Raw genomic sequence first — 20210 nt, forward strand, 5'->3', positions numbered from 1 at the left:
ACAAACAGTTACTGTAGAATCAGACATAATGATAAAAACAAAGGATGGGGTGCCATCCTTTGTCGTTTTCACCGATTTATAAATAAAAATCCTCAGGGAAGTTATGACTCAACAAGACATTAAATTCATCGCCTTCGATCTAGATGGTACTTTGCTTGATAGCGTGCCCGATCTAGCTGTCGCGGCAGACCAAGCAGTACAGGCGCTTGGCTTTCCATCGGTTTCAGAAGAACAAGTTCGTGATTACGTGGGTAACGGCGCAGACGTGCTTATTGGTCGCTCATTAAGCCAAAGCCTGACCATCAACCCGGAGCTGAGTGAAGAGCTTCGTGCTAAAGCGCGTGTATTGTTTGATGATTACTACGAGCAAAGCGGTCACAAGCTAAGTCATCTTTACCCAACGGTAAAAGAGACACTAGCAGAGCTGCACAAAGCGGGCTTTGTTATGGCATTGGTGACCAACAAACCTTCAAAGTTTGTGCCTGACGTTTTGGAAAAGCACGACATCGCAAAATACTTCGTTGATGTCCTTGGCGGTGATGCATTCCCAGAGAAAAAACCAAACCCAGTAGCATTGAACTGGTTGATGGAAAAGCACCAAATCCAACCAAGTGAAATGCTGATGGTTGGCGACTCGAAAAACGATATTCTCGCAGCAAAGAATGCAGGCTGTGCCTCATTTGGTCTGACATATGGTTACAACCACGGTGAACCTATTTCAGCATCAAATCCAGATTTCGTCGCTGACAGTTTGGCAGAATTATTGGACGTTGTAGCGGTTTCTGCATAACGGCTACAAAAGAGCTTCCAAAATACTCGTTAATGAGTACACTGAGTAAACCGTGCACCTATTACTGCACGGTTTTTTTCATTTAATTAGATTAAGAAGTCAAAGGAATCATTCTAATGAGCAAACCCATTGTATTGAGTGGTGTTCAACCTTCAGGTGAACTAAGTATCGGTAACTACTTGGGTGCTCTACGTCAATGGCAGCAGATGCAAGACGATTATGATTGCCAATATTGTGTGGTAGACCTTCACGCGATTACGGTTCGTCAGGACCCTAAAGCGCTGCATGAAGCAACTCTAGACGCACTGGCAATTTGTCTGGCAGTTGGTGTTGACCCGAAGAAGAGCACGCTATTTGTTCAGTCACATGTACCAGAGCATGCTCAATTAGGTTGGCTTCTTAACTGCTACACTCAAATGGGTGAGCTGAGCCGTATGACTCAGTTTAAAGACAAATCGGCACGTTACGCGAATGACGTAAACGTCGGTCTATTTGACTACCCGGTGTTGATGGCGGCTGACATTTTGCTTTACGGTGCACACCAAGTACCTGTAGGCAGTGACCAGAAGCAACATCTAGAATTAGCGCGCGATATCGCAACGCGTTTCAACAATATTTACTCGCCAGAGCAGCCAATCTTCCAAGTTCCAGAGCCTTACATTCCGACAGTAAATGCGCGTGTAATGAGCCTTCAAGACGCAACGAAGAAGATGTCTAAATCTGATGACAACCGTAAGAACGTTATCACGCTGCTGGAAGAGCCTAAGTCGATCCTTAAGAAGATCAACAAAGCGCAAACCGATACCGAAACGCCACCAAGTATCCGTCATGATATCGAGAACAAGGCGGGCATTGCTAACCTAATGGGTCTGTACTCCGCGGCGACAGGTATGAGCTTCGAAGAGATTGAAGCGAAGTACCAAGGCGTAGAAATGTATGGCCCATTTAAGAAAGATGTTGGTGAGGCAGTTGTAGCAATGCTTGAGCCAATTCAAGCAGAATATCACCGTATTCGCGCTGATCGTGCTTACATGGACGAGGTAATGCAGCAAGGCGCTGAGAAAGCCTCGGCACGAGCGGCTGAAACGCTTAAGAAAGCATACGAAGCAGTAGGTTTTGTAGCTCGCCCATAGTTGCTAAGAACGAATACGAAAAAGCTCCACTTTGGTGGAGCTTTTTTTATGCCTGTATTACTGAAATGGTGTGTCTTTCATACAGCGTTCCATGTCGTAATATTCAACACGTCCTCGAGCCCCTAGAAAGGCAGACTTCACAACCATGCCTCTATCAATGAAGTAACTAAGCTGTACGCATGATATATCGTAGCTGAGTTCTTTAATTCTCGCTGGAATCCAGTAGGTTCCTGGCGTTCTTAGACGCTGAGTAAAGGTAATAACACCCTCGTCACTGACTTCTAGCTCTTCAATACCATCCAGTTCATTTTTGGCTGATTCGATGATGTCTTGATTCGCCGTAGGTTGAAGTGGCTCACTGGCGGTCAACTGACACCCCGCTATCAAGCCAAGTAGGGAGAGAGCTAGCACACTGCGTTGAATTTTTTTCATTTGTCGTTCCTGGGTTTACAGCTAATGAGATCTTATTGTCTCGCGCAGGTGTTATATCTTTTGTGTATGTTTTTGGCTAGTGAGTAATGAAAAGTTATTGAATAAATCATGAAAACTTTGAAGTATGAGGGGCCTGTATAAGAGAGAACGAAGCGAGTAATAGATTCTTGGGCTTGAACAGTGATACAAGTGAAAATTAAAGCATTCTAAATTAGTGACTAATTATATTTTTTATTTGTAACGGAACGGTTGGGTTAATAAGCAACTCAACAAGTGATGTATTTTCTACTCCTTAACATGAAGTGAAAAAGTAAACTGAGTAATCAATCTAAATTCTGACTTGTTTATCAATAGCGCTCTGTATTTATTACAAAAAATGTTTGAATGGGATGCTCTGGCATATTTTCTTATATTCACATGTGATTCATTTCACGGCTTTAATTACTCATTCTTATTTATTTCATAAATAAACCTGATAGTAGACGCAAATGGCAGGCTCTAATCAGAGCTAAGTTTGCATTTACATAAATATCAGGTACGACAATGGACACGTTAATCAAACCCTCAATACTCGCATTAACCATCGCCAGTGCACTTAGTGCAAACGCGAACGCAGAGATTATTATTTCCCAATACGTAGAAGGCGGCGCTTATAATAAAGCGGTAGAGATCGCTAATACGGGTGATACTGCGGTGACACTCACTGGCTACGAGTTGGCGAAATCATCAAATGGTGGTGGTACTTGGGGCAGCACATTCGACCTTAGCCAAGTGACGCTACAAGCTAACCAAGTGTATGTACTGGCGCATGGTGACGCGAGCGACGCCATCAAAGCGGTAGCAGGTATCACAGATAAAAGCGTTGCGAACTTTAACGGTGACGACCCGATCGCACTGCTTAAAGATGGTGAAGTGCACGACATCATCGGTGTGATGGGTGACGTAGATTTTGGTAAAGACACCACATTAGTTCGTAACAGTGATGCACTAACCCCTTCTGCTACTTATGATGCATCTCAGTGGACGGCATTTGAGAAAGACAACATTGACGGCCTTGGTGAGCTAAATGCGACTGAGCCACCAGCACCATTCGCTTGTGAAGTCGACGGTCAGCAACCTAACTTCACTACCATCCAAGATATTCAAGGTGAAGGCGATACGTCTCCATTCATTGATGGTTACCCATACATTACTGACGAAGATCATTTCGTAACTGGTGTCGTGACTGCTGTTACCACTGGCCTAACCAAAGGTTTCTACCTACAAGCATTAGAAAGCGACAACAACGACAAGACCTCAGAAGGCTTGTTCATTCATACCGACGCGGCGGACACGGCGCTGAAAGCTGGTGATGTTGTTTGTGTGAAAGGTAAAGTTCAAGAGTATTACAGCAATACTCAGCTTGCTTCTGATGCTAACAGCTATGTGAAAACAGGCACCTCTGAAACCTCTCGAGTTACCGATCTTGTTATCAAAGAAGGTGAGACACTACGTGATGCGCTTGAGCGTCATGAAGGGATGCAAGTTGAGTTGACCTCGGCAAGTGACTTGTTTGTAACTCGCAACTTCTCTTACGACTACGATTCACGTCGTAACAATATGATGCTCTCTCATGAAGCGCCATTGTTAAAGCCGACTCAATTACACGCGGCAGAGAGCGATGCAGCCGTTGAGCTAGCAAAAGACAACGCAGCAAACCGCGTATACCTAGAATCAGATGGCAAAGCACCAAACGGCCAAATCCCATACTACCCAGATTTTGCTAAAGATGCAGACCAAGATGGCTCTTCAGAGCAGCACATTCGCCTTGGTTCTCGAGTAGAAGGTCTTCAGGGTGTCGTGGCTTACAGCTACAACGAATACCGCCTGATTGCGACCAATGAAGTCGATAACACCAACTTTGTGACTTCAGGTGAAGGCTTCGATGTGGCTCGTAAAGATGCCCCAGCGATTGCGGACTCAGATTTGCGTATTGCAAGCTTCAACGTACTGAACTACTTCAACTCCGTGGCTGACAGTGGCCATGAAAACCCAACCGGACAAAACCGTGGTGCGACTAACCTAGATGAGTTCCTGATCCAACAAGCGAAAATCGTTGCGGCGATGAACAAGATGGACGCTGACATCATTGGTTTGATGGAAGTGGAAAACAACGGCTTTGGTGATGGCAGTGCTATCCAAAACTTAGTTGATGCCCTAAATGCTGAGATTGATGACGCTGAAGCTCATTACACGTATGTCGAAATCGAAGAGCAAGACAAATACCAAGACGAATACTTTGGCAGTGATGCGATCATGGTGGCGATTTTATATCGTGCTAACGCAGTAACGCCAAAAGACGCTGCAAAAGTGATCATCACGCCAGAGCAGCACATTGCAGAAAACACAATTACTCGTAAAGAGGGCACAGAAAGTAACCCTGCTTACGATAAGTACCAACGCCACAGTCTACTTCAGACCTTTACGGTGAAAGAGACGGGTGAAGATTTGTCTATTGTCGTAAACCACTTTAAGTCGAAAGGCTCTGAGTGTATTGAAGAGTGGATTGCTGGTGTAGAAGATTCTGAGCCAGCGGATCTGCAAGGCAACTGTAACAACTTCCGCGTTTCTGCTGCGCACGCAGTGGGTGAAGCGTTGAAAGAGGTGAAAGGCGATGTATTGCTCATGGGCGACCTCAATGCTTATGGCATGGAAGACCCACTTCTGACACTGACTGATTACTCGAAAGAGAAATACGGCCGTGACATTTATACTGCTGCTTACACAACCATTGGTGATGGTGAACTTCAAGTAGAGAAGACCAAAATTGAAAAAGGTTACGGTCTGCACAATTTAAACACGTTGCTGCACGGCACTGATACGTTTTCTTACACCTATTCGGGCGAGCTGGGTAATTTGGACCACGCATTGGCAAGCAGCAGCCTAGCGCAAAAAGTGGTAGCAATTGAAGATTGGCACATCAACTCACTAGAGAGTAACTTGTTCGAATACAGCAGCAAGTACACAGGTGATATGCCGAAGTACAAAGATGCGTTCTCTGCCTCTGACCACGATCCAGTGATCATCGCGATTGATTTACCAGATGATGACATCGATTTACCGAAAGCAGGTGACAACTTAGCCGTCGATGTCCGTTTACCACCAACGGCGGTTGTGGGCGATATTGTTACGGTGAACTTAACGCCATCCACACAAGCGGCTGCGGCAAGCAGCGATACGAAAGCTTACTCGGCTAGCCAAACTTTAGTTCAAGCTGATATTGATGCGCGTAGCGTGAATATTGAGTTTGAACAAACGCCAGAGCAAGGTAATTATCAGTTAGAAGAGAAAGTGACTGACTCGACAGGTAATATCGTGAAGTTTAGCTCTGTTCGTGATGTTTCAATGACGCAAACTGAAGCTGGAACAGAAGGGTCGAAGGATTCAGATGGTGGTTCGTTTGGTTTTGGTGCTCTATTTGCGCTGCTAGGTCTCGGCTTATTCCGTCGTCGCCGCTAAGCGAATTTACTTCCTGACAAACAGTTCCTAAATAACTGTAAAGACCAAAGGCCAGCCTATGCTGGCCTTTTTATTCAGCAAAAACTTGCCTTTCTTGCTTGGTATAGCAAAATACCGCCCTTGATTGTCACGAACGTGGCGATTCACTACGTAAGCATTGCCAAAACGGATTGGAGCAACCGACCCTTTATGTTGTTGATCATCGATAACTACGACTCTTTTACCTACAACCTTTACCAATACTTCTGCGAGCTTGGTGCAGACGTAAAGGTGGTGCGTAACGATGAAATCGATATCCAAGGCATTGAGGCGCTCAACCCAACTCATTTGGTGATCTCGCCAGGGCCATGTACGCCGAACGAAGCAGGTATTTCACTGAAAGCGATAGAACACTTCGCTGGTAAGCTTCCAATATTGGGTGTTTGCCTTGGCCATCAAGCGATAGCGCAAGTGTTTGGGGGTGAAGTGGTACGTGCACGACAAGTGATGCACGGTAAGACCTCACCGATTCGTCATAACGGTCGTAGTGTGTTTAAAAATCTGAATAACCCACTCACGGTAACCCGTTATCACTCTCTTGTGGTGAAAAACGGTACTTTACCCGACGTGTTTGAACTGACTGCATGGACAGAACTGCCGGACGGAAGCATGGATGAAATAATGGGTTACCAACATAAAGCCTTGCCAATTGATGCGGTGCAGTTCCACCCAGAATCAATCAAAACTGAGCAAGGTCACGAGTTGCTTGCGAACTTTTTAGCACGCAAAGCGATCTGATCGCGATCACTTTTCTTAACAAATCATTCATCTTTTTGCTGAGGTGAGCAGATTGCAAAACTATGCGATTCTCTCGAGTCTCTTTGTCTATTCATGTCTTTTTAAACCTTCTATCCCCTGTATTACATAACATTTATAAAAAATCACTTCTCTATTTTACTTTCTTGATGCATAAATAGTCATAAGCAGTGATTAATGGAAGTTGCTTTCGAGAACGAAAAGAATAAATCACTATTGAAATGGTTAATTAAATGTAAATACAATGCCGCAATAGCTTAAATGCAAAACATTATTTGCTGGCAAAGAGAGCCGGTTAAATTCGCTTATCTGCTACGCATGCGGTATCAAGAAGGAATGTGCAATGACAACGGAAATTAAAGTAGAGCGCGGTTTATTCGATGAGGTAATGGTACCTTGCTATAACCCGATGGAAATGATCCCTGTTAAAGGTAAAGGTTCACGTGTTTGGGATCAGGAAGGTAATGAATACATCGACTTTGCTGGTGGTATTGCAGTGAGCTGTCTTGGCCATTGTCATCCAGTAATGGTAAACGCACTAACAGAGCAAGCTAACAAGCTTTGGCACTTAAGTAACGTTATGACGAACGAACCAGCCCTTCGTCTGGCGAAAAAGCTAACAGAAGTGAGTTTTGCTGAGCGTGTGTTCTTTGCTAACTCTGGCGCAGAAGCAAACGAAGCCGCTTTGAAGCTGGCACGTCGTTATGCAGCAGACGTTCATGGTACTGAGAAATCTGAAATCATTGCATTCAAACAAGGTTTCCACGGTCGTACATTCTTTACCGTAACGGTTGGTGGCCAAGCGGCATACTCTGACGGCTTCGGTCCTAAGCCAGGCGACGTGACACACCTTCCTTACAACGATATCGAAGCTTTACAAGCACACATGTCTGATCGTACTTGTGCGGTCATGATGGAGCCATTACAAGGTGAAGGCGGCATCGTGCCACCAACGCCTGAGTTCGCTCAAGCGGTTCGCGAGCTGTGTGACAAACACAACGCCTTACTGATCTTCGATGAAGTGCAAACTGGTAATGGCCGAACAGGTAACTTCTACGCTTACCAAGGTTTAGGTATCACGCCAGATATTCTAAGTACTGCGAAATCACTTGGTGGCGGTTTCCCAATCGGTGCAATGCTAACGACAGCAAAATTGGCAGAGCACATGAAAGTGGGCACTCACGGTTCTACATATGGCGGTAACCCACTAGCGTGTGCGGTTGCAGAAGCGGTTGTAAATGAAGTCACTAAGCCAGAGGTGTTGGCTGGTGTACTAGAACGCGAAGCAATGTTCCGTGAAGGTCTAGAGAAGATCAACGCGAAGTACAACATCTTCTCAGAAGTGCGCGGTCAAGGCCTATTACTTGGCGCTGCACTAAATGAAGAATGGCAAGGCCGTGCGCGTGACGTGCTGGTTGCTGCAGGTAAACAAGGTCTCATGGTATTGGTTGCGGGTGCCAATGTCGTACGTTTCACACCATCACTCGTTATCACACAACAAGAAATTGAAGAAGGCTTGGCGAAACTGGATAAAGCGATCGCGACTTTAGTTTAAGCGCGATATCAGTTTAAACGTCAACGCAGACACCCCCGTCAAGGATCTCTGATGGGGGAATTGTTCCTACAATATAGTTAGGATCTTCTTGCATCTGGAGGGAGTATTGATGCTAGTAGTTCGCCCTATCGCGATGTCGGATTACGACGCACTGCACACTTGTGCGGTGGAGTCTGGTCACGGATTTACATCTCTACCGGTTAACGAAGAACTGTTAACCAATCGAATCAAACATTCAGAGTACAGCTTTGGTAAGCCAGATGTGGCAGAACCAGGCGATGAAGGCTACCTGATGGTTGGCTTTGACTCTGAAACGGGTGAGGTTGCGGGTACCACCGGAATCGAAGCATCTATCGGCTGGGATGTCCCATTTTACTCATATCACATTAGTAAAGTTGTGCACTCGTCGCCAAAGCTTGGCGTTAACAACGTCGTTAAACTGCTTACTTTTGGTAATAACTACACGGGTAACAGCGAAATTTGTACCTTGTTCTTGCGTGAGAAATTCCGCCAAGGTCTGAATGGTCGTCTAATGTCGAAGTGTCGTTTCCTAATGATGGCAGAGCACCCAGAGCGCTTCTCTGAAACGATCTTTGCGGAGATGCGTGGCGTTTCAGACGACGAGGGTAATTCACCATTCTGGCAATGGCTTCAAGAGCATTTCTTCTCTATCGATTTCACTCTTGCAGATTACCTGACAGGTATCGGCAAGAAAGGCTTTATCGCCGACTTGATGCCGAAACTGCCTATTTACATCAATCTGCTCAGCCCAGAAGCGCAAGCCGTGATTGGTCAAGTACATGACAACACGCGTCCAGCGCTGAAGCTGCTTGAGCGTGAAGGTTTTACCAACCGAGGCTACGTCGACATCTTCGACGGTGGCCCAACGGTTGAGTGTGATCTGCGTAATATTGAGTCGGTACGTCATTCATTCCGTGCGCAAGTCAAAATCTCTGAACATTCCAGCACACAAGACTTCTTGATGTGTAATTCATCTTTCGAGAACTTCCGTGCGACAGTCACTAAAGCGGCGTATGACGCAGAAACACAAAGCGTGATGATTGCACCAGACGTTGCGGATGCACTTTCGGTTGAAGAAGGGGATTTCGTTCGCCTTCTTCCGCAGTAACAGACGACAGAATTTAAGGATAGAAACAATGACACATTGGATTGCAGGTGAGTGGGTACAAGGTCAGGGTGAAGCATTTACGTCTCTGTCGCCGTACAACCAAGAAGTAATCTGGCAAGGCAAAGGTGCAACGGCAGAGCAGGTGAACCAGGCGGTATCTGCAGCGCGTGAAGCGTTTATTGACTGGAAAAAGCGTCCATTTGCAGAGCGTGAGGCGATCGTGTTGGCTTTTGCTGAGAAAGTAAAAGAGAACAGCGAAAAAATCGCTGAAGTGATTGCCAAAGAAACCGGCAAGCCAATCTGGGAAACACGTACCGAAGCGGCAGCGATGGCAGGAAAAATTGCGATTTCTATTCGCGCTTATCATGACCGCACTGGTGAGGCGAGCCGTGAAGCAGCAGGCAACCAAATCGTATTGCGCCACCGCCCATTGGGCGTGATGGCGGTGTTTGGTCCTTACAACTTCCCAGGCCACCTACCAAATGGTCACATTGTGCCTGCGCTATTGGCTGGTAACACGGTAGTCTTCAAACCGTCTGAGCAAACGCCATGGACGGGTGAATTGGCAATGAAGCTATGGGAAGAAGCCGGTCTGCCGAAAGGCGTGATTAACCTTGTCCAAGGCGCGAAAGAAACTGGTATCGCCCTCGCTGACGCAAAAGGCATTGATGGCGTACTGTTTACGGGTAGCGCGAATACGGGGCATGTATTACACCGTCAATTTGCGGGTCAACCAGGCAAGATGCTCGCACTAGAAATGGGTGGTAATAACCCGATGGTGATCTCTGATAAATATGGTGATTTGGATGCCACGGTTTACACCATCATCCAGTCAGCGTTTATCAGTGCTGGGCAGCGTTGTACGTGTGCTCGTCGTTTGTATGTGCCATTGGGTGAAAAAGGCGATGCGCTTATCACCAAGCTCGTTGAAGCGACACGCAATATTCGCGTAGACCAACCATTTGCAGAACCTGCGCCATTTATGGGACCGCAAATTTCGGTCGTGGCAGCCAAGTTTATTCTTGATGCACAAGCTAATCTACAGTCTCTTGGCGGTGAAAGCTTGATTGAAGCGAAAGCAGGAGAGGCGGCGTTTGTTTCTCCTGGCATCATTGATGTAACGAACATTGCTGAGTTACCAGATGAAGAATACTTCGGCCCACTTCTGCAAGTGGTGCGTTACGAAGGGTTAGACAAAGCCGTGGCGCTAGCAAACGATACGCGCTTTGGCTTATCTGCTGGTTTGGTCTCAACCGACGACCAAGAATGGGAATACTTCGTTGACCACATTCGTGCAGGTATCGTGAACCGTAACCGCCAGCTCACTGGTGCAAGCGGTGATGCGCCATTTGGTGGTCCGGGGGCGTCGGGTAACTTGCGCCCAAGCGCTTACTACGCAGCAGATTACTGTGCGTACCCAATGGCATCAATGGAAGGTCAAGAGACTGTCTTGCCTGCAACATTGAGTCCAGGTGTAGCGCTATAAGTTTTAATAATAGAGTCGCAACTATGCATTGCGGCTCACCTTGCCGGCGCATCATTTAGGTATGGGTTGTAGTGATCGTTGGCAGAACACGAAAAGTGAGCAAAGACTCGGAAAAGCGTGTTGACTGACTGGCATTTACCGTCACAGGTTGATGGTTGCTCGTTCATTATTCTGGACAACTTTTGTTGTGAACGAGCAGCCAACTTCCGCTTACCTTTAAACTCTACATCTCGTAACAAGGAGTCGTTATGACGCCCGATGTGTTATTTGAATCGCTATGGCAAGATTACATTCAACGTCTTTGCCCTTCGGCGGCTAAAGTGCATCAGCTGCTTCAAGAAGATGAGCCTCTGATTAATGATCATATAGCTTTACGTACCTTCAATATCGCGCCTCTTGGTATTGAAACTCTAGCTAAGCCATTTGTAGCTATTGGTTACAAGGCGTGTGGTGATTACGTTTTCGAAAGCAAAAAGCTGGTTGCTAAGCACTATGAGCACCCAGATCCGAAGCAACCTAAAGTATTTATTAGTGAGCTAAAAGTTGAAGAGTGCTCGCCTGAGCTACAAGAGATTGTGAAAAATTTGGTGGCACAAGTCGATGCTGACAAGCTGAACGATAGCGCATTCTTACATGGTGGACGCTTGTGGGATTTAAGCTTTGCTGATTACCAAACGTTGGCTAAAGAAAGTGAGTACGCATCTTGGCTTGCGGCGCATGGTTACGGAGCAAACCACTTCACGGTGAGCGTTAACCAACTCAATGAATATGAAGAAGTGAAGCAGGTAAACGATCATCTGCGTACCGCTGGGTTTACCATTAATGAAAATGGTGGTGAAGTGAAGGGCACTCCTGAGGTGTTGCTAGAGCAGTCATCGACCATGGCAGATAAAGTAGCGGTTCGTTTTAGCGAAGGCACTGAAATTATCCCTGGCGGGTTTTATGAATTTGCTAAGCGCTATCCGATGGAAAATGGTGATTTGTACCCAGGTTTCGTGGCCGCTTCAGCTGACAAAATCTTTGAAAGTACGAATGGCTAAGTTTTAGGGTTAACCTGTTAAGCTTACTCATTAGTGTTCGCTGCACCCTATCTTATTTGGTCATGAGTAAATAAAAAGCCACCAATGTTGCCATTGGTGGCTTTTATAATTTTGTTCGTGTCACTCTAGTTTGAGATTAACGAGTACCGTAAACCACGATGGTTTTACCGTGAGCAGAGATTAGGTTCTGCTCTTCTAGCATCTTCAAAATACGACCTACTGTCTCACGAGAACAGCCAACAATTTGACCGATTTCTTGACGAGTGATCTTGATTTGCATGCCGTCTGGGTGAGTCATTGCGTCTGGTTGTTTTGCAAGGTTCAGAAGCGTCTGAGCGATACGACCAGTTACGTCTAGGAACGCCAGGTCACCCACTTTTTGGCTAGTTACTTGAAGACGACGAGCCATCTGCGCAGAAAGACGCATTAGGATGTCTGGGTTTACTTGGATAAGCTGACGGAACTTCTTGAAAGAAATTTCAGCAACTTCACAAGGAGATTTAGCACGAACCCAAGCTGTGCGCTCTTGGTCTTCCTCGAATAGACCAAGTTCACCAATAAAGTCTCCTTGGTTTAGGTAAGAAAGGATCATCTCCTTACCTTCTTCGTCTTTGATAAGAACCGCAACAGAACCTTTAACGATGTAGTACAAAGTTTCTGCCTTTTCGCCCGCGTGAATTAGCGTGCTCTTTGAAGGGTACTTATGAATATGACAGTGTGAAAGAAACCACTCTAATGTTGGGTCGGTTTGAGGTTTACCTAGAACCATAATATCTCACTTCCTCTGCAGGGTACGCTTGCGCTATCCATATTTTAGCTAAGCCTGAATTAGGCCTACTAGAATAAGAGCACTTTTTATATGCTGCAAGCTCTCTTGTGTTTCGGTAAGAAATAGTATCCTTTTTCGAAAACGATTTCTTGATTTTAATCGTGCCATGATTGAGATTTTGTAAGCAAAACTGTGCACATGATCACGGTATGAAAAGTAAACATCTTCGCAGGCAGGTTTTTAGCCAATTTTCCCTGTTTCGATGAGCTGTTGTAGGATAGGCCGAACTATGAGCTCCATTGCAAAGCTCATCTTACCGCCGGGTACGACAATCGTGTTGTGGCGTGACATGAATGAGCCATCAATCATGGCCAGCAGATATGGGAAGTCGACATTCTTGATACCGCGTAGGCGAATCACCACAAAACTCTCATCCAAACTAGGGATGCCTTTTGCATTAAGTGGGTTGGAAGTATCAACGGTCGGTACGCGCTGGAAGTTGATGTGAGTACGAGAAAACTGCGGAGTGATATAGTTGAGGTAATCGTCCATGGATCGCACGATTGAGTCCATTACCGCTTCACGCGAATGGCCGCGATCGCGAGTGTCACGTACGAATTTTTGTATCCACTCTAAGTTCACAATCGGCACCATGCCGATTAAGAAATCCACATGTTGAGCAACATTAACATCGCCATCGACCACGCCACCATGTAACCCTTCATAAAACAGAACGTCGCTGTTTTCGGGTAAGTCTTGCCACGGTGTAAACGTGCCTGGCATTTGATTGTAGGGAACCGCTTCGTCAAACGTGTGCAGATAACGGCGCACGCTGCCAGTGCCGTCATGCCCGAACTTACGGAAAAACTCTTCTAATCCCGGGAAGTCATTAGCTTGTGGGCCAAAGTAGCTAATGTGTCGACCTTGCTCGCGGGCTTTGCGGATTTCGATGTCCATTTCTGGGCGAGTAAAGCGATGGAAGCTATCGCCTTCAACCCATGCGGGTTTAACGTTCATCATATTGAACATTTTACGGAAGGCTTCAGATGTAGTGGTCGTGCCGGCACCGGACGAACCAGTAACCGCAATAATTGGGTGTTTAGCTGACATGACAAACCTTGTCGAAAATTACTTACCTGTAATGTGCAGTAGAGTTACTACTGCACGGTCGATATCCCACTATAGCACGTAACAATACCTTGTCATCGAGTGGGATACGGTAAAATGTGAAGGGTCTAAAATTTTGTTTTATGCTGAATATCGACGGTTTCGTGTAGCTCAGAGAACACGATAACCGCTTCACCTTTTTCCAATTGAGCTTTAACTTGATCAATTTTGTCATGCAAAGAAACCTCGACGGTTCCGTAATCCGTTCCTTCGCGTAAGACGAATTCACGAATTAAGTTTTCCAATGTTTCCGGCGCAATGTCTTGCCATGGAATGATCATAAATACCTCTAACTTTTATGATGAGCGGCTAGTTTACTGCGTTCGTTGCTTGGATACAGCAGAAAGGTAATCTGCGGCGATACTTTCGTAATACGCGGGCAGCGCTTCCTCCAACCAAAACTTAGGTTTTAACGCCGTTCCTGTCAGGAAGCCAACATGGCCACCGTGCTCAAAGAGACGGTAATCAATATTATCTGGCAGAACAAACTTCGGTATCACATCATCGGTCATGAACGGATCGTCTTTGGCATGGATGATCAGTGTGGGTAGCGTGATTTGCTGTAGTTTACTTAAGCCAGAGCATTGGTCGTAATAATCTTGTGCGTCTTTAAAGCCATGCAATGGTGCGGTAATCAAATCATCGAATTCATACAGCCGTGTGACACGTTTGATTGAGTTGTAGGACAGCGCCAGCTCGCCATGCAGTAGATGATGCTTTTGTAACGCGTTACGTTTCAGTGAAGAAAGCAGATAACGGCGATACACTTTTGAAAAGCCTTGTTCTATACGGTTCGCACACGCCGCTAGGTCTAAAGGCGCTGAGATAATAGTCGCTGCATTCAAAATAGGGTGGTCTTTATATTGGGCTAAATAATTCGCCAACATGTTACCGCCAAGAGAAATACCAACCGCAACCTTGGGGTTATCAGGAAAGCGTTGCTCAAGGTGCTCTAAGAAGTGGAGGGCGTCAGTCACTTCACCAGAATGATAGGCGCGAGCTTTCTTGTTTGGCTTACCGCTACAACCGCGGAAATGCATCATCACCGACAGCCATCCAGATTGAGCAAATGCATTCATTAGCCCATTGGCATAAGGGCTATAGAAGCACCCCTCTAATCCATGAAATAAAACAAAAATCGGCTTTTTTTGTGCAGGCTCTTGGGTTGGGTCCTCGCTCCACGCGAGATCGAGAAAGTCGCCATCGGATGTATCGAGGGTTTGCCAAATCGGCGTAAACAACGCTTTTTTGCGAATAAAACGCGGCAAAAGCGTTTGGAGATGCGGGTTTTTGATCCCGGCGGCTGCGAAAAATTGTGTCATACCTAACTGCTCTTATGCGGTCCTTCGGTGTCCGTTGAAGAACTTATTAATATAATCCTTTATAAAGATTATAGGTATTCTACAGATTTATGGGCGTTTTGGTGGTTGAATGTTTGGCACCGGAATAGCAAAGGCTTGCTGCAAATGTTCCCCACCGAGTTGACGACAGTATCTCAACGTCAGTGGGTCATCATCATTTTTGAGTAGTGCAAGTGAGTTAATGCAGTCCACCAAATCCGCTTGTTGCTGCTTTTCTAGTTGCAGCTCAAACTGCAAGGTCTCACGATACAAAGCGTCATTGACTTGAGACTTAAGGTGGCGACGAAGGTCGCGAAAGGAGTGAAGTAAAGTTTCGCTCCTACCTAGACAGTCTTGCACCAAGGGCCAGTCTTTTTCTTGGAAAATGAGTTGCTGCTCATCGAGCCATCTGAGCAGCAGGAGTAGGTTCACGTTGCCGTGATAATTGTTCTGCAATGATAAACACGCTTCTTTCACTTCTCGCACACCATAAAACTGCAGACTGAACTGCCAAAGGTGTTCTAGGGTGAGTGTGTATTCAGCGTGTTGATTACTCATTGATTAAACTCTAGCTCCATCTGCTCCAGTTCTTCCTGAGCAGACATCCATTCCATTTCAATTTCTTCGAGCTCAGCTTTACTGGAAGCTTGAAGTGCCAGTACTTGGTTAAGTTTAGCTTTATTTTCGGCCGCATACAGTGAGTTGTCCGCCAATTGTTCTTCAGCTTCGGCCAGTGCAGCACCTAACTTATCCATTTTATTTTCTAGTTGTGTCAGCGTTTTGCGAATTGGCGCTGTCTGTTTTCGAAACTCTGCATCGCGACGTTTTTGCTCTTTCTTCGCAGCTGCGCTGTTGGCCGTATCTTTGCTTGGCTGCGCAGCCTGCGCTTCTTTGCGTTCCGCTCTTTGTTGTTCGGTTAACCATTTATAATAGTCATTTAAATCACCGTCGAACGGAGCAACTTGTCTATCATGCACTAAATACAAGTCATCGGTCGTAGCGCGCAGTAAATAGCGGTCGTGCGAAACAATCACCATCGCACCTTCGAATGTTTGCAGTGCCATCGTAAGTGCTTGGCGCATGTCCAAGTCTAAGTGGTTGGTCGGTTCATCAAGTAGCAACAGGTTTGGCTTTTGCCACACAATTAAAGCCAATACCAAACGGGCTTTTTCGCCACCAGAAAACGGCGCAACTTTTTCTAGTGCTTTGTCACCTTGGAAGCCAAAGCTACCTAGGTAATCACGTAGCTGCTGTTCGGTTTGATCGGGTGCGATTTGCATCATGTGTTGCAGCGGCGTTTCTTCAGGATGAAGCGTTTCTAACTGGTGCTGAGCGAAGTAACCAATTTTCACGCCTTGTGAGTAAGTTAGGTCACCACCTTGCGCGTTAAGTTCACCAGAGAGCAGCTTGATTAAGGTCGATTTACCCGCACCATTACGGCCGAGTAGACCAATACGACTGCCAGGAACCAAGTTTAAGCGGATCTTCTCTAAGATGAGGTTGTCACCGTAACCTGCAGATACTTCATCCATCATCATGATTGGGTTTGGCAGCGCAGCTGGCTCACGGAATTGAAAGCTAAATGGGTTATCGAATTGAGCTGGCAGTACTTTTTCCATGCGCTCCAAAGCTTTGATACGGCTTTGGGCTTGGCGTGCTTTTGATGCTTTGTAACGGAAGCGGTCGATGTAGCTTTGCATGTGCGACATCTGCTTCTGTTGCTTTTCAAACATCGCTTGTTGCAACACCATCTTTTGTGCGCGTTGGTTTTCGAATGACGAGTAGTTACCCGTGTATTCGTTCAGCTGCTGATTCTCGATGTGAATGATGCGACCAACAATTGGATCAAGGAAGTCTCGGTCGTGCGAGATCAGAATCAGCGTGCCAGGGTAGTTTTGTAGCCAACGCTCTAACCACATTACCGCGTCCAAATCCAAGTGGTTGGTTGGTTCGTCGAGTAGCAGTAGATCAGAACGACACAATAGCGCTTGAGCCAAGTTAAGACGCATACGCCAACCACCCGAGAATTGGGTCAAACTCCAACTCATTTGCTCTTGGCTGAACCCTAAACCATCGAGCAGTTCTGCCGCGCGAGCGCGAATGCTGTAACCACCAATGGTTTCAATTTTACCGTGTATCTCGGCAACTAGGGTTCCGTTGTCTTGTGTTTCTGCTTCAGCTAACTGCTTTTCGAGAGCGCGGTACTCGCGATCACCATCAATGACGTATTCCAGTGCAGTGCGCTCTAGCGCAGGCGTTTCCTGTGCGACCCAGGCCAGCTCCCAGTGTTGAGGTTGGCTAAATGAGCCAGCATCAATTGACAGTTCATCTTTCAGTAGGGCAAACAGCGTTGATTTACCGCAGCCGTTTTTGCCCACAAGACCGACTTTATCGCCAGGGTGAATAGTCGCAGAAGCTTGGTCTAAAAGAGGTTTACCGCCACGCAGTAACTGAATATCAGAGAAGGTAATCATAAAGTTTTCATTCACTTTGCGCAGTGCGCGTTGCTTGGTTACATAGCGAAGTGGTTTCAATCGTTTTTAAAGCCACTTGGGTATATATCTAGCGGTGAATAGTAGGGGTATTGGCCGGAAAAGTCGATTGATTCGCTTTAATTGCATTATGCTGTACAAAAAAGTATAACAATTTGATAACGGATAAAAATAACCACAAGGACGACCATTTGGCTGTTGCACCGTCTATTCTCCCAAAAGTTCTGGTCATTTATGCTCATCCAGAGCCACATAACTCGATTGCCAATCAAGTGATGATAAAAAAAGCTCAGTCGCTTGATCACGTCACTGTGCACGATCTTTACGGTGTTTACCCTGATTTCTTTATTGATGTGAATTACGAACATGAGTTGTTGCTCGCTCACGATGTGATTGTATTTCACCACCCACTTTATATGTATTCATGTCCAGCCCTATTAAAAGAGTGGCTAGACCGAGTGTTAGGTAAAGGCTTTGCGTTTGGCGGAGGTGCGGCGCTAGAAGGAAAATACTGGCGCAGTGTCATTACAACAGGTGGTAAAGAAGAAGCCTTCAGCGCGAAGGGGTACAACAAATACCCACTTGAGCAAATCTTGCAACCGTTTGAACTGACGGCAGCCCTATGCCAAATGCACTGGATTGAACCTCTGGTGTTGTATTGGTCAAGAAATGTTTCGGATATTGAACGCTACGAACATGCTGAGTTATACCGTGGATGGCTGAGTAACCCACTTGAAAACTGGCAAGCGGCAGATCGAGGAGGTCAGTATGGCGATCACCAGTGAGTTTCTTCAAAGCAGTGTGGTCTTTCTTTCGGCTGCGGTTATTGCGGTGCCGATTGCTCAGCGCCTTGGGCTTGGCTCGGTTTTAGGTTATTTACTCGCTGGTGTGTTGATTGGCCCATGGGGGCTTGGCTTAATTAGCGACGTTGATGCCATTTTGCATTTTGCCGAGCTTGGGGTTGTGTTGTTACTGTTTTTGATAGGGCTGGAATTAAACCCTAAAAAATTGTGGCAGATGCGAGGGCCGATTTTAGGTTTAGGCGGTGCGCAGGTTGTGGTCACGACCGCCGTGATTGGTAGTGTCGTCAGTATGTTTGGCGTAAGCATGCAAGTGAGTTTAGTGATCGGGATGGGGTTGGCGCTGTCCTCGACGGCGATTGCGCTTAAAGTCATTGAAGAGCAAGGGCTTAATGGTACCGAAACGGGGCAATCTGGTTTTGCGGTGCTGCTCTTTCAAGATATTGCAGTGATCCCGATGCTGGCGATGTTGCCCTTGCTAGCAGGCGGGCATAGTGGTGGAAGTTGGTTGGATGTCTTCACTATTTTAGGCAGCGTGGTAGCACTGTTGATTGGTGGTCACTTTTTACTACGTCCGCTATTTCGTTTTGTCGTGATGAGCGGCGTTCGTGAGCTCTTTACCGTTGCTGCACTTTTAGTTGTGCTTGGCATTTCGGTCGTGATGCAAAAGCTCGGCCTTTCGATGGCATTGGGGACTTTTTTAGCAGGCGTTTTGCTGGCAGAGAGTGAGTATCGCCATGAGTTGGAAATCGCTATCGAGCCATTTAAAGGTCTGTTGTTGGGGTTATTCTTTATTGCGGTGGGCATGGCGGTAAACTTGGGGTTATTGGCATTACATCCTTTAGAGATTCTCGGTGCGGTGGTGGCTTTGGTCGTGGTTAAGGGTTTGGTTTTGTATGCATTGGCGAGAGCTGCCCGTGTCGGAGCCAAAGCGAGAAGCCGTATGGCTGCAATTTTGAGCCAAGGCGGTGAGTTTGCCTTTGTCATATTTACCGCGGCGAGCCAAGAGGGCATTTTGTCCAAAGAGCAAGTGGCGTTTCTGTTGGTGGTGGTCAGTCTATCCATGGTGACGACTCCTCTTTTGCTGATGGGACAAAAGAAGTGGTTTGCTCATACCCTGAATCAAGAAGAAGAGGGCATGACCACGAAAGTCGTGGATCGCCGACCACGCGTTATCATTGCAGGCTTTGGACGTTTCGGTCAGATCGTCGGACGTTTAATGTATGCCAATAAAATCAAAGTGACAGTATTAGAAAGTGATGCCAGCCAAATCCACCTATTACGTAAGTATGGTTACAAAGTGTTTTATGGCGATGCTACACAAATTGACCTATTGAGGGCTGCTGGCGCTGATAAAGCGGAAGCATTGATTATTTGTACTGATTCACCTGATGAGGTGATGGCCATCGTGGACATTTGTCGCGTGCACTTCCCGAAACTTAAGTTGTTAGCCCGAGCAAGAAGCCGTGTCGAGGCTTACCAGTTAATGAGTCATGGTGTAGAGAATTACTCTCGTGAAACATTTCTAGGGGCACTAGATCTCGGTCGCCAAGCGCTCGTAGAACTGGGTATGCATCCTTATCAAGCAAAGCGGGCAGAAGCACATTTTCGCAAGTTAGATAATGCTATGCTTAAGGACTTATTGCCTCAACACAATGAAGATAAGAAATTAGCTCAAAGAGCGAAAGAGGCCCGCAAAGAGCTAGAAGAAATATTTGGTCGTGAAATGGAGAGCGACCATCAGTCACCTAATCATTGGAAGTAGTACTTGAGCCAAGACTCAA

17 protein-coding genes are annotated in these 20210 nt (G+C 46.3%); 10 read left to right on the top strand and 7 right to left on the bottom strand.

All coding sequences use genetic code 11. The features are described 5' to 3' along the window. The first annotated feature begins 103 nt into the window (after window positions 1-103). Both R8N49_RS22495 and trpS read left to right on the top strand, forming a co-directional pair. Window positions 104-790: a phosphoglycolate phosphatase gene (locus tag R8N49_RS22495; RefSeq protein WP_005382834.1), complete on the top strand. Its 687-nt coding sequence runs from the start codon at window positions 104-106 to the stop codon at window positions 788-790. A 116-nt stretch (window positions 791-906) separates the two neighbouring features. Continuing rightward, window positions 907-1923, top strand: a complete 1017-nt coding sequence (trpS, locus tag R8N49_RS22500) for a tryptophan--tRNA ligase (protein WP_005381398.1) — start codon at window positions 907-909, stop codon at window positions 1921-1923. Window positions 1924-1980: 57 nt separating this feature from the next. Here the strand turns inward: trpS and R8N49_RS22505 are convergent, their stop codons facing one another. After that, entirely contained in the window at window positions 1981-2355 is a 375-nt protein-coding gene (locus R8N49_RS22505) for a hypothetical protein (RefSeq protein WP_005381401.1), read from the bottom strand. Between the two features lie 543 nt (window positions 2356-2898). Between R8N49_RS22505 and R8N49_RS22510 the strand changes: the two genes are divergently transcribed. The 6 genes from R8N49_RS22510 (at window position 2899) to R8N49_RS22535 (ending at window position 11858) form a co-directional block, all read left to right on the top strand. Then, the gene (locus R8N49_RS22510; protein WP_186584611.1) at window positions 2899-5853 is read left to right on the top strand and encodes an ExeM/NucH family extracellular endonuclease; all 2955 of its coding nucleotides are present in this window, start codon (window positions 2899-2901) and stop codon (window positions 5851-5853) included. A 189-nt stretch (window positions 5854-6042) separates the two neighbouring features. Continuing rightward, window positions 6043-6630: an aminodeoxychorismate/anthranilate synthase component II gene (locus R8N49_RS22515; protein ID WP_031780782.1), complete on the top strand. Its 588-nt coding sequence runs from the start codon at window positions 6043-6045 to the stop codon at window positions 6628-6630. Window positions 6631-6991: 361 nt separating this feature from the next. Next, window positions 6992-8203 carry an aspartate aminotransferase family protein gene (locus R8N49_RS22520; protein ID WP_064354372.1) on the top strand — a complete coding sequence of 404 codons (1212 nt, stop codon included), beginning with the start codon at window positions 6992-6994 and terminating at the stop codon, window positions 8201-8203. A 109-nt stretch (window positions 8204-8312) separates the two neighbouring features. After that, the gene (gene astA / locus R8N49_RS22525) at window positions 8313-9332 is read left to right on the top strand and encodes an arginine N-succinyltransferase (protein ID WP_005381422.1); all 1020 of its coding nucleotides are present in this window, start codon (window positions 8313-8315) and stop codon (window positions 9330-9332) included. A gap of 28 nt (window positions 9333-9360) precedes the next feature. Beyond that, on the top strand, window positions 9361-10818 hold the full coding sequence (astD, locus tag R8N49_RS22530) for a succinylglutamate-semialdehyde dehydrogenase (protein ID WP_186584612.1): 1458 nt from the start codon (window positions 9361-9363) through the stop codon (window positions 10816-10818). A gap of 248 nt (window positions 10819-11066) precedes the next feature. After that, window positions 11067-11858, top strand: a complete 792-nt coding sequence (locus tag R8N49_RS22535) for a DUF1338 domain-containing protein (protein WP_042523639.1) — start codon at window positions 11067-11069, stop codon at window positions 11856-11858. Between the two features lie 136 nt (window positions 11859-11994). Here R8N49_RS22535 and crp read toward each other — a convergent pair whose 3' ends face one another. From crp to R8N49_RS22565, 6 genes are all read right to left on the bottom strand, one after another. Continuing rightward, window positions 11995-12627: a cAMP-activated global transcriptional regulator CRP gene (gene crp, locus R8N49_RS22540; protein ID WP_005381432.1), complete on the bottom strand. Its 633-nt coding sequence runs from the start codon at window positions 12625-12627 to the stop codon at window positions 11995-11997. A gap of 240 nt (window positions 12628-12867) precedes the next feature. Further along, a complete protein-coding gene (locus tag R8N49_RS22545) occupies window positions 12868-13737 on the bottom strand; it encodes a phosphoribulokinase (RefSeq protein ID WP_005381434.1) in 870 nt (289 codons plus the stop codon). A 125-nt stretch (window positions 13738-13862) separates the two neighbouring features. Beyond that, window positions 13863-14075 carry a YheU family protein gene (locus R8N49_RS22550; RefSeq protein ID WP_005381436.1) on the bottom strand — a complete coding sequence of 71 codons (213 nt, stop codon included), beginning with the start codon at window positions 14073-14075 and terminating at the stop codon, window positions 13863-13865. A 33-nt stretch (window positions 14076-14108) separates the two neighbouring features. Then, window positions 14109-15116, bottom strand: coding sequence for a hydrolase (locus tag R8N49_RS22555; RefSeq protein ID WP_085570107.1), 1008 nt, complete (start codon window positions 15114-15116; stop codon window positions 14109-14111). 87 nt (window positions 15117-15203) lie between these two features. Then, window positions 15204-15692: a TIGR02444 family protein gene (locus R8N49_RS22560; protein ID WP_017633738.1), complete on the bottom strand. Its 489-nt coding sequence runs from the start codon at window positions 15690-15692 to the stop codon at window positions 15204-15206. Continuing rightward, the gene (locus R8N49_RS22565; RefSeq protein ID WP_085570108.1) at window positions 15689-17608 is read right to left on the bottom strand and encodes an ABC transporter ATP-binding protein; all 1920 of its coding nucleotides are present in this window, start codon (window positions 17606-17608) and stop codon (window positions 15689-15691) included. The genes R8N49_RS22560 and R8N49_RS22565 overlap by 4 nt, the downstream gene beginning before the upstream one ends. Before the next feature lie 209 nt (window positions 17609-17817). On the opposite strand from R8N49_RS22565, the gene kefG reads away from it, so the two are divergent. Then, the gene (kefG, locus tag R8N49_RS22570) at window positions 17818-18411 is read left to right on the top strand and encodes a glutathione-regulated potassium-efflux system ancillary protein KefG (RefSeq protein ID WP_005381444.1); all 594 of its coding nucleotides are present in this window, start codon (window positions 17818-17820) and stop codon (window positions 18409-18411) included. Continuing rightward, complete coding sequence (gene kefB, locus R8N49_RS22575; RefSeq protein ID WP_017633740.1) at window positions 18395-20191, top strand: glutathione-regulated potassium-efflux system protein KefB; 1797 nt, start codon at window positions 18395-18397, stop codon at window positions 20189-20191. The genes kefG and kefB overlap by 17 nt, the downstream gene beginning before the upstream one ends. Window positions 20192-20210: the final 19 nt, after the last annotated feature.

Source organism: Vibrio sp. 1978 (assembly GCF_033344345.1).